General features: G+C 28.5%; 13 protein-coding genes and 1 tRNA gene. All 14 read right to left on the bottom strand.

The genetic code is table 4. The annotated features are described in order from the left end of the window. Positions 1–126 precede the first annotated feature (126 nt). Positions 127–1,746, bottom strand: a complete 1,620-nt coding sequence (locus C4B24_RS01485; protein WP_168388309.1) for an ATP-binding cassette domain-containing protein — start codon at positions 1,744–1,746, stop codon at positions 127–129. Then, a complete protein-coding gene (locus tag C4B24_RS01480; RefSeq protein WP_131598664.1) occupies positions 1,727–3,292 on the bottom strand; it encodes an ATP-binding cassette domain-containing protein in 1,566 nt (521 codons plus the stop codon). Before C4B24_RS01480 ends, C4B24_RS01485 begins: the two co-directional genes overlap by 20 nt. Before the next feature lie 466 nt (positions 3,293–3,758). Further along, on the bottom strand, positions 3,759–4,580 hold the full coding sequence (whiA, locus tag C4B24_RS01475; protein WP_131598662.1) for a DNA-binding protein WhiA: 822 nt from the start codon (positions 4,578–4,580) through the stop codon (positions 3,759–3,761). Continuing rightward, positions 4,580–5,512, bottom strand: coding sequence for a gluconeogenesis factor YvcK family protein (locus tag C4B24_RS01470; RefSeq protein ID WP_168388308.1), 933 nt, complete (start codon positions 5,510–5,512; stop codon positions 4,580–4,582). The genes whiA and C4B24_RS01470 overlap by 1 nt, the downstream gene beginning before the upstream one ends. 32 nt (positions 5,513–5,544) lie before the next feature. Next, a complete protein-coding gene (locus tag C4B24_RS01465; protein WP_131598658.1) occupies positions 5,545–6,468 on the bottom strand; it encodes an NAD(P)/FAD-dependent oxidoreductase in 924 nt (307 codons plus the stop codon). Then, positions 6,443–7,732, bottom strand: coding sequence for a prolipoprotein diacylglyceryl transferase (gene lgt / locus C4B24_RS01460; RefSeq protein WP_131598656.1), 1,290 nt, complete (start codon positions 7,730–7,732; stop codon positions 6,443–6,445). Before lgt ends, C4B24_RS01465 begins: the two co-directional genes overlap by 26 nt. After that, entirely contained in the window at positions 7,732–8,667 is a 936-nt protein-coding gene (gene hprK / locus C4B24_RS01455) for an HPr(Ser) kinase/phosphatase (RefSeq protein ID WP_131598654.1), read from the bottom strand. Before hprK ends, lgt begins: the two co-directional genes overlap by 1 nt. A gap of 15 nt (positions 8,668–8,682) precedes the next feature. Further along, positions 8,683–11,022 carry a preprotein translocase subunit SecA gene (gene secA, locus C4B24_RS01450; protein ID WP_246005068.1) on the bottom strand — a complete coding sequence of 780 codons (2,340 nt, stop codon included), beginning with the start codon at positions 11,020–11,022 and terminating at the stop codon, positions 8,683–8,685. Between the two features lie 92 nt (positions 11,023–11,114). Further along, positions 11,115–12,392, bottom strand: a complete 1,278-nt coding sequence (gene tig, locus C4B24_RS01445) for a trigger factor (protein ID WP_131598650.1) — start codon at positions 12,390–12,392, stop codon at positions 11,115–11,117. 110 nt (positions 12,393–12,502) lie between these two features. Next, complete coding sequence (locus tag C4B24_RS01440) at positions 12,503–13,195, bottom strand: hypothetical protein (RefSeq protein ID WP_131598649.1); 693 nt, start codon at positions 13,193–13,195, stop codon at positions 12,503–12,505. A 57-nt stretch (positions 13,196–13,252) separates the two neighbouring features. Then, positions 13,253–13,329, bottom strand: a tRNA-Arg gene (locus C4B24_RS01435). Positions 13,330–13,345: 16 nt separating this feature from the next. Further along, the gene (locus tag C4B24_RS01430; protein WP_131598647.1) at positions 13,346–13,822 is read right to left on the bottom strand and encodes a metallophosphoesterase family protein; all 477 of its coding nucleotides are present in this window, start codon (positions 13,820–13,822) and stop codon (positions 13,346–13,348) included. A 209-nt stretch (positions 13,823–14,031) separates the two neighbouring features. Beyond that, positions 14,032–14,352 (bottom strand): thioredoxin family protein, encoded by a 321-nt coding sequence (locus C4B24_RS01425; protein ID WP_131598645.1) that lies wholly within the window; start codon positions 14,350–14,352, stop codon positions 14,032–14,034. Then, entirely contained in the window at positions 14,352–16,472 is a 2,121-nt protein-coding gene (locus C4B24_RS01420) for a DNA translocase FtsK (protein ID WP_131598643.1), read from the bottom strand. Before C4B24_RS01420 ends, C4B24_RS01425 begins: the two co-directional genes overlap by 1 nt. Positions 16,473–16,655: the final 183 nt, after the last annotated feature.

Raw genomic sequence — 16,655 nt, 5'->3', positions numbered from 1 at the left:
AGGCATTTAATAATTGAATTTACGTTATTAAAAAAATAAAAAAGTTGTATTTAAAAATGCCAACAAATGCTGACATTTAAATATTTAAAAATATATTTTTATATATTCTAAAATTAAGGTTCTAAACTATTTATGTTTTTTCATTTTGATTATGTCATCAAATAATGTTTCTTGTTTAGGTGTTAAGTGGTGAGAAATCATCAATATTGTTCTATCTTTGTGTTTAAGAATTTTTTCAAGTATTGAATTTGCATTTCTTTTATCTAAATTACCAAAACACTCATCAAGAATAATAATCGATCTGTTCATCGCTCATACACGAGCAAGATTAACTCTTTGTTTTTGACCTGTAGAAAGTTTATTAGAATCTAAAATTTGTTCTTCACTTGTAATAAAATCCAAGTTAAAAATTTCTTTAAGAATTGAAAATTCTATTGGTTTTTCTGAAAAAAGTAACATATTTTCTTTAAAACTTTTGTTTAATATTAAGTTCTGGTTATTCGCATAAGAAATGTTATTCAAAAGTTGCTCTTCAGTAAGTGTTTCAATATTTGAACCATCAATATCAACTTTACCTTTTTTAACTTTAAGTTGTTTTAGAAGTATCTTCATTAATGTACTTTTACCACAACCACTTGGTCCAATAACAGCTTTTTTCTGACCTTTCTTAATGTTAAAACTTAAATCTTTAATAACTGTTTTTTCATCATAATCAAAGGATATGTTATCAACCTCAATCATTTTATTAAATTTAATTTCTTTATTTTCGTCTTTATTTTTATAATAAATTTTTAAGTATTCTTTTTTAGATCTTAAGGGAACAGTTCCTCTTATAGACATAGATACAGATACTAAACTATCTAGAGTTTGATCAAATGAAATTGCGGATAATATAACGCCAGTAAATAAAGCAGCTTCAGATATATTAACTTTTAATATATAAATACCTGTTAATGTAATTAATGCAGAAGTAAATAATAGAGAGATTATTTTTTTTCAAAATTCAAATTTAGAATTAACCCTTGCATAATTAATACCAGCACTCATTATTGAGTCATTTGCACTTTTCATCTTTGTTCCTAATAAATCCATCTTGTTATATAAGAACAATGTATCCACACCATTAATTAAGTTATCAAGTTCTTGATTATATTTTGATCTTTGATCAATTTGTTTCTTAACTGATGAACGTATTTTCTTATCATAAATCATTAAAATAGTTTTACTTAAAATACATACAGCAACTAAAATTAATGCAAGGTAAATATTAATAAGAGCAATAGCAACAAATGATGCGATAATCATTATTACTTCTCTATAAAGAAATAATAATGCTAATTGATATTTAGCAGATATTTGACGTAAGTTAGTTGAAATGTCGTTTCATCTTTCACCTTTAGTTCTCTTCTCAAATTCAGCATTTGTTTCCAACATATAATTATAGAAATAATTTTTACCGTATACAAAAATTAAACTTAAACCCAACTTACTTTCAAAGTAATATGCCATAGCAAAAGTAGTTGCTGATAAAAATGCATTAATCCCAAAAATTCAAATATATCTTATTGTTGCACTTTTATCATGTATACTCGCAGAATCTATTATCTTAGTTATAAAATAAGGCATGAAAGCTAGAGAAGTTGCTAATGTTGTCATAACAATAATTAGTATTCCAGTAATGACTGGCGTATATCTAAGTTCTCTTCATGTTATTTTATCTAATTTTTTAGAGTGAGATTTTCTCATCGTATTTCACCTCCTCATCTTTTTTCAAGTGATGGGTAATATTGATTACCCCACCTTCGAATTCATCTATTATATAGTTAACAGCATTTTTTCTTGAATTAGAATCCATATTTGAAAATCCTTCATCAGAAATAATTCAATCTGGTTTTTTGTAAATAACCCTAGCAAGGTTGATTTTTTGTTTTTGCCCTTCGGAAATTGATTTTAAGTTAACTTTTTTGTGAAGTTCTAAATCATGAAAATTAATTTTTTCAAGGATTTCTTGAACTTTTTCATCTGGAACACCTTCGTCAAACATAGTTATATTTTCGAATAGTGTTGCATTAAAAATATATGGTGTTGAGTTTAAAATACCTATATTTTTAATTAAGGTTTCGAGTTTGTAATCCCTTAATTTATTTTCATTAATTTTAATATCTCCTGAAAATCCAAAATTCTTACCAATTAATGAGTTTATCAGTGTACTTTTACCCGATCCTGACTCTCCAACGATAGCGTATTTCCCACCTCTTGTAAATTCAAAAATAAATTTTTCTTTGAATAATTCTTTTTCTTTGAAACTAATATTGTAGTTTTGATAGGAAATTTTTTCTAAAATTGATATCTTTTTATCTTTTATACCAATTGAATCTTGACATTTTGGTGGTGAAAATTTACCGTTTAAATTTTTACTTGAAAATATTCAAAATATACTTGTAGTCAACATTTCTGCATTTGTAACAAAGTTAGATGCAACAAAAACAATTGATGCAAGTAATTCGATTGGCATGCTACCATATATTACTAAAATACCGGAAATACTTACTATTATAAAAATTGTAACTCTACCTGTAAACATTGCAGGTATATAGTAAAGTGTGTACTTAAGAAATACTTTAATTAAACGATTTTGAGTTGTTTTATATTTTTTACTAAACATTCTTGCAAGTTTCATAGATGCGCCATTTAAATAGAAAATGCTTCTTAAATCTAACATCTCAGAGAACATATCATCTTGTTCATTAATTGTATTTAAGAAATTTACCCTGTTTTGACTTAATTTCTTATTAATTAATAATGTTATTATGAAACATAAAATTGTTAGTGAAGCTGCAGATAATGCTACTTCTCATGAATAGTAAGCCATAATAGTTAATGCAGCAAAAAATCCTGATGCTAGTCCAAGCATTGAATATTTTACTTGAATAAATTGTGAAACATATGCTTCAACATTTTCTATTGTTACAGATTTAAAGCTACCTGGTTTATTTAAGATAATTCTTTGTCCTGCTCTTGAATTGTGAGAATTAAATATATATGTTCTATATTCAGCTTTTAACCTCTCACATTTTTTCGCTAAAAACACATCTCTTGAATAACATAAGAAATATGTAATTAACGAACTAACAATACCAATACATACTCACATTATAAATTTTTCCATATTTGCTTCTTTTAATGATTTAAACATATATGTAAATAAATATAAGTTAATTAAAATAAGAATTTGAGTTATAAAAAATAGTGCATATAAAAGTATTGAATTTATTTTACTTATTTTTGGCATAATACCTCCTTTGGTTTATTTGTACTTAAATTAAGTAATGCTTTGCTTTAATATAATAATTAAACTATATTAACTAAATTATAGACCACTAAACTTTTAGAGTTTGTAATGTATAAGTAAAATACAAGAAAAATATTAAAATAAATGCATATTCAATAGAAAAATGCATTTAAAAAAGTATACCCATGCACTGTAAGAGTATAAATTTAACTATTTTTATAATTATTTTTTTATTAAATTAACTATATTTTTAAAGAGCTGATAATTTCGCTTGCTGTTAAGTAATAAACTCAAATAATTCACATATTTGTGCAATAATTAAGTTTAAATATCTTTTTAAAAATAAATAATAAACATGTTTTTTGGAATAAATAGACCAATTATTCTAGATTAATATTAGGAAAACAACTTTTTTTCTATTTGAAAGTTATATTTTTTTTACTTTAAGCAAATAAAACGATAATTTTTAGTCTTCAGCCACTTTTCTTAGTTTTATTAATCAATGATTAAGTCCAGCCCTTGTTTTTTTAACACCTTTTTTTTCTAACAAAATAACAAGTTCTGATAAAGATGAATAGGGATTCTTTTTCTTTAATTCGAAGAATTTAATTTCATCCTCCCTAAATGAATCTAATAAATTATTTTTAATGACATATTCATAATTTTTTAAATGCATTGTAGATGCTTTGGATAATTTTTCCTGATTATAAATATCTAAATTGGAATATCTATTAAGATTATTCCTAAAATCTCTTTCAATTCTTGCATCTTCAAATTTCATCAAAGAAATAGGTGTTCTAATAGCTCTAAGAAAATCTGCTATTAATTCAGACTTCTTAATATATAAAACTCAATTCTTTCTTCTTTGTATTAAAGAAAAATTAAATTGATAATTGTCGAGAAAGTTTTTAACTTTTTCTGCCTGATTTCTATAATAGAATTGCATTTCTAAATGGTATGAAGTTGATGAAGGGTCAGATATTGATCCACCGCCAATAAAAACACCCGCAAAATAAAATCCCGGTTGTTTAATTTCATATTCTCTTTCTACATCTTTTGAATCAAGTGCAATCCAATTTTTATTTTCTTTATCAGTAGAATGTTCTATTTTTAATTGAATAAAAAGATCTCTTATTAAATTGGAAATGTCTGAGTTATTAAGTTTTAAAATAACATTTTCATCTAAATAACCAGATGAAGCTACAATACCGTGAACTAATGCATTAGCCTGTTCGCGGTTCATTTCCTGGAATAAAATTTCATTTTTTATTTCAAAAGAAAAGGACATTATCTAACGACCTTATCTAGAGCTTTTTTCAATAGTGTTTTATTATGACGAACAACACCATTTTCATTTACATATAACAATCTTTCAATCACAACTTTTTCAGAATCCTGCAAATCATTTTCAACCAAAAATTGGTTATCTTGTTCATATTTTTTAATAATTCTGCTTGAAAGACTTCCCTTAGGAAAAATAATAGTATCGACAATATCTTTATATGTATGTTTTTCAATTGCTTTAATATGTTCTGATAATTTAAAGTTATCAGTTTCTCCATATTCAGTAAAGGCATTAGATATATATATTACCTTAGCCTTTGTTTCCATTAGAGCTTCTTTAACCCCGAAGAAAACTAAGTTTGATATAAGAGAAGTGTAGAGTGAACCCATCCCTAAAATGATGTAATCTGCGCTTTTGATGGCTTCAATAGCATCAGCAGTTGCCTCTCCTCCTTCAACTCAAACTTGTTCAACAATTTTATCTGGATTTGCTAAGTTAGTTTCCCCAGATACTGTTGTTCCATCTGTATATTTAGTGACTAAATTAGTTTCACTTAAAGAAATTGGAAGAACTTCACCTTCAATATTTAACATCTTAGAAGTCTTTTTTATTCCTGTAGCAAAATCTTTGGAGTTCATAATGTTTGCAGATAAGATAAGGTTTCCTAAGGTATGTCCATCTAAATCTGTTCCAGTACCTTTAAAACGGTACTCCATTTGTTCTTCAAGATCAGTTCTATTTCTTGATAAAGCCCCAATAACTCTCCTGATGTCTCCAACAGCTGGTATATTAAAGCGTTTTTTTAACACACCAGTAGAACCACCATCATCAGTTACTGTAACAATAGCCGAAATTGTTATGTTTTCAATATATTTAACCCCATTCAATAAAGTGGAAAGTCCAGTTCCACCACCGATTGTTACTACTTTTTTCATTTTTGTTATCTCCATTTTTATTATTTATCTAATTATATTTTATTTATTATATCTTTTGCTGCAATTGTTCCATCGTTAGTTGCTGTAGTTATTTGTCTTATTTTTTTGACAATAATATCTCCTGCTGCATAAATACCTTTAACTTCAGTTTCCATATTTTCATTAACGTTAATAAACCCTGCTTTATCAGTAATATTTAATCCTTTTGCAAAATCTGCAACTGGAATAAATCCAATATAAGGGAATATAGCTTTTATATCTAATTGCTTTTTCTCACCTTTTTCAGTGTAAGAAATTCCTTCAAGTTTATTTTCACCTTCTAGTTTATCAATCATTGACTCCATATGTATTACAACATTTTTTTTCAACTTAAGAGCCTCAACCTCTTTGGCGTCAGCATGGAAGAAATCATCCATAATAAATACATGAACTTCTTTTGAAACTGTTGATAAGAACGCTGCTTCTTCAATAGCAGCATTCCCCCCACCTATTACACCTGTAACTTCTCCTTTATATAAAGGACCATCACAAATGGCACAATAAGAAATTCCTTTATGATTCATTTCGTGAATTCTCTCTATTTTAGGAACTCTTGAAATCATCCCTGTTGCAATAATAACTTTTTTAGCTTCATAAATTGTTCCGTTAGATAAAGTAACTATTTGTTTTGATTCATTTTCTGATTCAATATTAGAAACTGTTCCGTATTTATGTTCAACACCATTTTTAATTACTTGGTTGTACATTTTTAATGCAAGATCTGGTCCAGATGTAGATTCAAAACCTGGATAATTTTCAACTTTAAAAGTTGTAACCATTTTCCCACCTGGAGCACCTTTTTCAATCATAATTGTTTTTAAATTAGATCTTGCAGAGTATACAGCTGCTGACATACCAGCTGGTCCTGCACCAATTATTAAGACGTCATATTTATTTGTTTTTTCTTGTTTTTCCATTTTTCTTCCTTTCATTAACTTCTTCTTGTTCAACATAGCCTTCTTCGAATTTTTTTAATTCCCATTCTCTAACTCAAATATGAGTTTTAAATCTTCATGCTGTTGTCTTATATGTTGCAAACTTTTCAATCATTTGTTGCTTTACATTTTTGTACTTAGCATTAGTAAATACTGACTTGAAAATAGCTGTAGAAATAACTGCTATTTTCAAAGGCCAAATAATAAAGAAATATTGTTGTTCTATTTCTATCTTTGTAAATTTTTGTTTAGTTTTTGAAAGAGTTTCCTTATAGTTTTTAAAAGGGCTTGATTTTCAAAATGCAACAATTCCTTTTTTGAAATTAATTTTTCTTTGTTCTTTTTTTCTTTTTGGTTCAGAAGAGTAATCAACAAATCCACCCTGCTTTGAAATATTTTCTCCTCAATTAATAAAGAATGCATGAACAAATCTATCAAAAATTGAATAAAGTATCAATCCAACACCAAACACTATGAATATAGCTGATGTAAATACAGAAGCTTCGACTTTTTTATCAAATCAATACATATAATCCGATGGATCTCTTAATGGTTCCATAACTATACGAACAATTCCATATCAAGCAAAATATCCACCTGCAGTTACTCCGGGTTTTGTTCAGTTAAATGTATTCATAATGAAGTGTAAAATTATGAACCCTGCTATTGAAGTCATAAATTCATAGAAGAATAGCGGAACTCTAAAGTGTGCACCCTTATCGTCGACTATATACATGTTCTTATGTATGAAATCACCTAATCAAGCAGATCATTTTCCACTATCATCTATTTTTCCATAAACTTCATGGTTAGCAAAATTCCCCCATCTACCAATCGCTTGTCCAATTAAGACTGCTGGCACAACATAAGTTAAAACAGTCCGCATATCTAATGTTCTTCTTTTTGAAAGAACATATCCGAACCCACCTAAAATTGCACCCATAACTCCACCTTGTATTGCCATTCCACCTTCTCAAGCTTTATACCAATCCTGGGCTATATTTATATTTGGATTATCAACATTACCCAATACATATCATAATCTTGCACCAATTAAAGAAGAAGGGATGACAATCAAAATTAATACTTGCAATGATTCAAAGGAATATTTTTGTCTTCTTCAATAATAAAGAATTCCAAGAATTGAAAATAACATACCAAACATCATTGTTAATGCATATACCTTAACATCAAACTTACCTATTGAAAAAGCGGTTGCTGGTGTATGTGCGCTAAATGCTTGCATTATTCTTCCTCTCCGTTTCTAACTCTTTCTTGGATAACTGAAAATGAATCAAACCCTTCTTGTTTAGCAACATGAAGATTTGCAGCTGCAGTAATTAATGATTTAATTGATTTACCACGTTTAACCGGAATTTCAGTTTTAGGTATGCATGATCCGAAAATTTTATATTTAAGACCTTCATTTCCTAATCTATCAAATTCTTTCTTAGAATTCTCTGCATCAATTAACTCAACAACTAATTCAATTTTTGCTGAATTACGAACTGACTTAACACCAAATATTTGTTTTATATTAAGAAGTCCAATACCCCTTGCCTCCAATAAATCTTTTGTAATTGCCGCTGGGTAACCAAAAAATTCATGCCCAACTCTTGAAATATTTACAGTATCATCAGAAACAAATAAATGACCATCATTAATTAATTCAATAACCGCTTCTGATTTACCAATACCTGATTTACCAATGATCATAACTCCCATACCATTAATAATTACTAATGAAGCATGGACAGCAATAGTTCTTGTAAACCTTTTTGATAATTCTATTCTAATAGCTGAAACGATGTCTGTAACGTGCATATCAGTAGTCACAATAGGAACTTCATATTTATTAGCAATTTCTGTAACTATATTTTGATGCTTTTTATCAATACCTAGTGAAAGGAAAATGATTGGTGGTTTTGTAGAAAGAAGGTTTTCAAGGGCCTCCTTAGTTTTTTCTTCACCAATATGATTAAATCATTTTTGTTCTTTTGTACCTCAAACAATAACATTTTTTTGACTTCCTTCAGTTAAGTTAAAACCACAAAGTTCAAGACCTGCACGATAAATTCCTGGAGAAGTTATTTCAATACACTCATTTATATGTTCATCGTTTGCGATTTTAAAACTACAATTTTCAGCTAGAACTCTAGCAGTTAATTTATTTTTTTGCATGTTATCTCCTTTTTATTAGTATCTTGGATACATTAAAGCTCTTGTTGTATTATGAGAAATACGTTTTACAAGTTCCGCAAATAATTCATTACCTTTTTCTGTAAATACTTGGAATGGATTTTTTTGTGCATAAGAAGCCATAGATGATGAAGATCTTAATTTATCCATATGATCAATGTGTAATTGTCAATTGGCGTCAAATGTTTCAAGAATAATCATTCTTTCAAAACGATGCAATTCTTCTTCATTGGCTTCTTCAATTATTCTTTCTCTTATTTCTTTATAAGAATCAATTAATTTTTTAGTTATGAATTCGGATATTTCATTAATTGATAAGTTAGTTAATATCGCAGGTTCTAATTTAAAGTCAACACCTGAAAATCAAACATTATTCAATGAAAGTGACATTTCATCTACATTAACTGAACCATCTTGATTTGTAAATTGTGGAAATAAAACTATTTCTTGAACAACCTTAATAAACATTCTTTCAATAACGTTAAAAAGGTCACCATGAGAAATTATGATATCTCTTTGATTATAGATTACGTTACGTTGTTGTCTGATAACATCATCATATTGAAGAACATTCTTACGTGCGTCATAGTTAAATCCTTCAATTTTCTTTTGAGCTCTTGTAAGGGCTTTGTCCATTGATTTAGAAGAAATTGGTTTTTCCTTAAATGAAGCGAATGTCTTCTTAAGTTTTTCTTTAGCAGAGAATCTAGAAATTAATGAATCATCAAGAGAAAGGAAGAATTTAGATTCACCAACATCACCTTGACGTCCTGAACGACCTCTTAATTGATTATCAATACGTCTTGATTCAGCTCTATCTGTTCCAAGAACATATAACCCACCCGCTTTTCTAGCTTCGTCATCTAATTTAATATCAGTACCACGCCCAGCCATATTAGTTGCTATTGTAATTGCACCAACCCTACCAGCTTGTGAAATAATATCAGCTTCTTTACCATCTTGTTTAGCATTAAGAACAGTATGTTTAATCTTATGTTTTTTAAGTAGTTGAGAAAGTTTCTCGGATTGTTCAACCAATGAAGTACCAACTAGTATTGGTTGTTTAGTGCTTGAAATAACTCTTTCTATTTCTTGTACAATTGCTTGGTATTTATATTCTGAAGTAACATAAACATTATCACTTCTATCCTTGCGTATAATTGGTTCGTTTGTTGGAATTTCAACAACACGCATATTATAAATATCAATAAATTCATTTTCTTCTGTTTTACCTGTACCTGTCATTCCTGAAAGTTTTTCAAACATACGGAATAGGTTTTGATATGTAATGGTTGCCATTGTTTTTGTTTCATCTTCAATTTCAACTTTTTCTTTAGCTTGTATAGCCTGTTGCAATCCATCTGAATATGAACGACCTTCCATAATACGACCAGTAAATGCATCAATTAATTCTATCTTTCCTTCTTTAACTATATAGTCACCATTTATTTCCATAATATAGTTTGCTCTAAGAGCATTTTGAATACGATGAACAAGTTCCGATGATTCAAGCGAAAATATATTTTGTACCCCATAAAAATTATTAGCTTTATCGACACCACTATCAGTAAGTTGAATTGTTTTTGATTCTAAATCAATAGCATAATCTTTTTTATTTAATGTAGTAGCAAATGCTTGTGCTGCCTCATAAAGTGTTGAAGGAGTTGACTCCCCACCAGTGATAATTAATGGTGTTCTCGCTTCATCAATTAATATTGAATCAACTTCATCGATAAGAGCGAAGAAGAATCCACGTTGAACTTTTTCTTCAATAGTTTTAACCATGTTATCTTTTAGATAGTCAAATCCAACTTCAGAGTGGATTGAATAAGTAATATCTGAATTATAAGCAGCTCTTTTTTCATCTGTTGGCATTTCTCTTTTGTTAACACCGACAGTGAGACCTAAATAATTATGAACTTCACCCATTTCTTCAGCATCACGTTCTGTAAGGTATTCATTAACAGTTGAAACAATAACACCTTTACCAGCAAGTGCATTTAAGTAAACTGGCATAATTGAAGTAATAGTTTTACCTTCACCAGTTTTCATTTCAGCTACAGATCCCATTGTTAAGATTAAACCACCCAATATTTGAACGTCATATGGCCTTTTCTTTAAAACTCTAACTGTTGCCTCTCTTGATACCGCAAATGCTTCAACAGTAATATCTTCTAATGTTTCTCCTTTTTCCAATCTTTCTTTAAATTCTCCAGTTTTGGCTTTTAATTCCTCTTCAGTTAATTTCTTTATCTCAGGCTCAATTAAATTGATTTCTTTCAGTAATGATTCAGCTCTTTTTAATTCAGCAGATTTTATTTTAAATATTTTTTTCATATATAAATTGTAAATCATTTATTAAAATAAATGAAATGAAATAGTGATAAAAAAATAATCCAAGAAGGATTATTATGTTTATTTTTTAATTATTATTTGTTGTTTGAGATAAGAACATCAATAACTCTTTCATTAGTCATTGGTATTTGAATTTGAGTTTTTTGAATCATTTGCTTTATGTTTTCAAGTTCTTGTTGGTAAACTTTAGCTAATTTTTCATATTCTTTATCATAGTCAGCATCAACTAATTCAATCTTCTCAATTTTAGAAATTTCAGCAAAAATTAGTGAATCTTTTAATGATTGTTCAGCAGCTTCTTTGAATTGTGATTGTAACATTTCTTCTTTCATACCTGTCATTTGTAGGTATGTTTTTTTATCAATTCCTTGTTGTTTCATTGCATCTAAGAATTTTGTTTCTTGGTTTCCCATTTCTTTTGCTACTAATGACATTGGAATTGCCAATTCTGTTCCAGCTTTAATTTCAGTAAATGCAGCTTCTTTAAATTCTGATCTTGCTTTTTGTTCCACTTGTTGTGTAAGAATATCTTTCATATAAGCTTTTAATTCTTCAACTGTTGAAACACCTGGTGCATTAACTTCTTTAACAAAATCATCATTTAATTTTGGAGTTTCTTTTGCTTTAACTTCTTTAACTTCACAGATAAATTTTGCATCTTTACCTTTTAATTCTTCTGAGTGGTATTCAACTGGGAAAGTAACATTAACGTCTTTTTTATCTCCAGCTTTAATCCCAACAAGTTGTTCTTCAAATCCTGGAATAAATTGTCCTGAACCTAATTCTAGTTCATAATTTTCAGCTTTTCCACCTTGGAATGTTGCTTCACCAACAAATCCTTCAAAATCAAATTTAAGAGTATCTCCTAATTTTGCTTCTCTTTCAACTGGTACTAATACAGAATGTGTATTCAATAGATTTTCTAGTTCTTTTTCAACTGCTTTTTTATCTACTGTTGGTTTTACATATTTCGCTTTTAGATTTTTATAATCAGCCAATTTAATTTCTGGGTAAACTGGGTAAATAAATGATACAGATAATTCTGTTCCAGTTAATTTTTCAACGTGGTATGTTGGTCCATCAAGAATCATTTCTTCTTCTTGAATTTCTTTTGCTGCTTCTTTAACTAATTCATCTAACATTTTTGGAAGCGCCTTGTGTCATACTTCAGCTTCTGAAATATATTTTGAATGCAGGTTAGCAGGAACTTTCCCTTTTCTAAATCCGTCAACTTTAAGATTTGAAGCCATTTCATTTTTTGTTTTAGCTTGTGCTTGTTCTCATTGAACTTTGTTTGCTTCAACTGTAATTTTTAATTCAGCAGTAGCTTTTAACATTTCTCTTTTTGCCATTCTTATTTCTCCTTGGTATACACTTTAAGTGTTTTAATGTATAAATTATAAATTATTTTTAAAAATAAGTACTTAAAATTAGCAAAATAAAAAAAATAACCGTAGCTATTTTATGATTTTAAATATTGTTTAACCTCTTTAACCCTTTGTCTATTAACCCCATTAATTTCCGGAATACCCATAGACTCATAAGCAATTGAGATTATCACTTCTCCTAAACCACTTTTTTCATCAATAAATTCTGGAAATCTATTAAGTGCATATAATTCCAAAAAGGAGTGAGCAACTTTTTGCAATGAAGGATTTTTAATTATTGCTTGTTCTATTTTTAAATAAGCTTGTTGATATGCTAAAAGTTGAATTGTTGAACCAACTATTTTGGGATTTATAAGTTTGTTATTTCATTTTAAATTAAAATCAATCTCTTGTTCAACACAATATTCGTAAATAATTGTCTTAATTACATTTGAAATCTCATTGCTTGAAATTATTTTTTGTATATCGTCCATCATCGCTCTTAAGTTAAGATCTTTTAATTTGGCAATAGCCATTGGCATTCTTAACTTATCGTTTTTAAAAAGAATATCTAAAACATCTTGCCTACTTAATTCATTATTAATATTTGCATCTTGTTTTATTTTATATTTAATATCATCCAAAAGTTGAATAAATTGTATTTCATATTTTTCAGGTACGTAAGGCATATTTAGCTCAATCTCTAGTTTTTTAATGGCCTCTTCTGGATTTGTATTAATCAATTCTTTGATTTCTTTAATTATTTCTTTATAGTAATCTTGTTTCATATTGAATTAATTTTACCATTACTAAGCCCCCTTAAATGAAAAAATGGCGAAAAAAAATGGTGACCGAGAGAGGATTCGAACCTCTGACCACATCCTTAGAAGGGACGTGCTCTATCCAGCTGAGCTACTCGGCCATTTTTTGCCTTTTTATTATAGCATAGGAATTGATTTAATTTCACCATAAATTTTTCTATTTTTAATTGTGTATACCGAATAGGTAGGTCCATCGGACGTTCTTGGTATAGTTGTAGACCCTGGACAAGATGTAAAAACGCCTTGTTTTTCAATTATATAAGGGATGTGAGAGTGTCCATGTATTAACACATCAATATTTTCTTGTTTTGCAATTTTTATTGGCAAATTATCTCAGTTATGAACATAAATGCCACGAGTATGGCCATGCATAATTAAAAAGTTTAAGCCTTCAAAAGTAAATTTTATCTCAAGAGGAAGACCATTAAAGTCATTATTACCTTCAACAGCATAATCAAATCTTGAATTTGCTCATTTAGAGTCAAACTCAGAATCTCCTAAATGTATAGCTAAGTCATATTCTTCAATCGAAAGTATTTTATCAACTATTTTTTTATTCCCATGATTATCAGATATTGCTAGTATTTTTTTCATATTAAGTTAATTATATAACATAATTAATTTCAATAAGTGTATTTAGATAACATATAAATATTGATAAAAAAAATACATGCAAGTTATTATCTACATATATTTTATATAACTAATTATCAGTTACTCATATTTTGTAAGTTAATATTTAGTAAATTATTGTCTTCTCTTATTTCAATAAAAAAACTACACGTAAATGTAGAATTTATTTATTAAAGGGCTTTATCTAATCATTCTTTCATTAAATCAATCGGTTGATATTCAACGCCTCTATCTACCTCTTTACCATCCTTGAAAACAATAAATGTTGGTACTTTTAAAACATCATATCCGCCGCTTGTTTGGAAAATGCTATTTTTTTCAGCATCAACTGTCACAAAATTTACACCTTTTGGTTCATATTCATTTGCAAGATTATCAAATACTGGTTTCATCATATGACAATCTCCACATCAAGTAGTGTAAAAATCAACTATAACTACTCCCTTATTATTTTTAATTTGTTCAAATTCTTTTAAAGTTAAATCTTTCATTATTCAAATAATCCTTTCATTGATTCGTTTTGTATTTGTTTTTTTTCAGCTTCTCTTACTTCTTCTTCGTTTTGTAATTCATCATCATATGGGTCATCTGCATTTTTATTCTCCATCAGAACATCAAATCCTGGAGGAGCTGGATAATCTTTGATCTTATCAATAATTGACTCTATTTCCTCATTTGATAAATAAGCCCCTTGAGCTCTTTCTATACCCTTTCCATATAGAGACATCAACATATCTCCACGACCCATAAGTTTCTCTGCACCAACAGAGTCAAGAATAACTTTTGAATCAATTCCAGAAGTTACTGAGAATGAAATTCTTGAAGGAATATTAGCTTTAATAACACCTGTTACAACATTAGTTGAAGGTCTTTGTGTAGCTACAATTAAGTGTATTCCAGCTGCACGAGCTTTTTGTGTAATACGTTGTATTGAAGTTTCCACCATTTTAGCAGCAACATTCATAAGGTCAGCAAGTTCATCAATAACACATACAATGTATGGTCAACGTTCTTTTGCTTTTGCATTATATTCTTCAATATTTCTAACAAACATGCTAGCCATTTTTTTGTATCTATTTTCCATTTCTTCAACTAATCCTTCAAGTGCTATAGCAGCTGTATCTGGATCAGTTATAACTGGGGTCAATAAGTGAGGCACTTTATTATATGGCATAAATTCAACCATTTTAGGATCTACCAATATTAATCTTAAGTATTCAGGTGATGTCCTCATAATCATTGACATTAATATTGCGTTGATACCAACTGATTTACCAGAACCAGTAGCGCCTGCAACTAACAAGTGAGGTGTTTTATTAATTGGTATTACTAAGGTTTTACCATTAATTGTCTTACCAAGCACAGCTGCAAGGGGTACATTTTTGTATTCTTCATTATTGTTCATTTCATCAAAAATTTCTTTAAATGGAACCATTTGTGGATTCGTATTAGGTACTTCCACCCCAATAGCTGCTTCACCAGGTATGGGCAATTCCATCCTTACATCAGTAGCAGCTAAAGCCATTTTAATATTTTGTTCTAATTGAGCAAACTTCTTAAGGTTTATTCCAGGACCAGGTGTAATTATATATTTTGTTAATGTTGGACCAACCACAGTTCTAGATACTTGTGCATCAATTTTAAATGTAATAAATAATTCCTGAAGCTTTTTAGCCTTTTCCTTTATTTCCATTTTTAACTGTGATGTATCTGATTCTTTTGGTATATCTAATACTTCATCTGAAATTATTGTGGGGTATTTAGGATGAATATATATCTGTTTGGATTTTTGTTTTCTCTTTTTAATTATTGGTAATTTTTGATCTTTATTTTCAGATTCAGAATCTGTAAAAGGATCGTCAAAAGGTAAAATAAATTCTTCATTTGAATCTTCCGTTTTTATGACTTGCTGTTGATTTTCGTTTTTATCTTCTTGACCCTTTTCAGGAACCATTATTAATTCTTCTTGTTGAGTTTCTTTTTCTTTTAGGGATTGAATTTTGTTGTTACGTTTAAATTTATAAAGACCGATAACTGAACCAGTCATGATATATGATAAAGATATCAACAGCATTAGAGCAGCAATAACACCAGCGCCAATTGGAGAAACAATCATTGCAAACATTGATCATATTGAATAACCAATAACTCCGCCTCAATAATTAGCAGGAACTCAATGTGTTCCATTTGAATCTGGTGCACTATAGTGACTTCATCATCTACTGAATGAATTCTCTCATGCGGTTTCACCAAAGGTATTAAGTGTAGTTGAATTTTCACTAGTACTATTCTCCACTCATGCGTGTGTTACAAACATAATTGATAATGCAATAAACCAATACGAAAAATTAGTTAATTTAAATCATTTAACAACCTTTATTTTATTTGGGAAAATCATTAAAATGGAATGAAAAATTACAAATATATAGAAAAAGGGATTAAAAGAACCAAAAACCATACCAATTGTATAAGCATGCAAACTGCTTAAAAATGGCACTTCTAAAAATGCAAAAATTTGCATAGTTACTGCGATTACCAAAAGAATCATACCTAATATTTTTCGATCTCTTAAAGGTCTATATTCATTTTCCATGCTATTGTTTTTGTTCATTTGTATAAATTATAAAGAAAAAGAGTCATTTAGTTTCTAAACTTAATTAAACATTGTATTAAATAACGGTTTTTTATTAATAAATTAAAATAAATTTCACGATTTTATTTTTAGTGTTATTTAAATCATTATCATTACAAAACAAAAGCATTTTTTACTCAAATACAAATACACTTAATTATT

It is taken from the genome of Mycoplasma marinum, from assembly GCF_004335975.1.
GTDB classification, from domain to species: Bacteria; Bacillota_I; Bacilli_A; order Mycoplasmatales; family Metamycoplasmataceae; genus Mycoplasma_K; species Mycoplasma_K marinum.
This window is presented reverse-complemented; position numbering and strand designations above follow the sequence as displayed.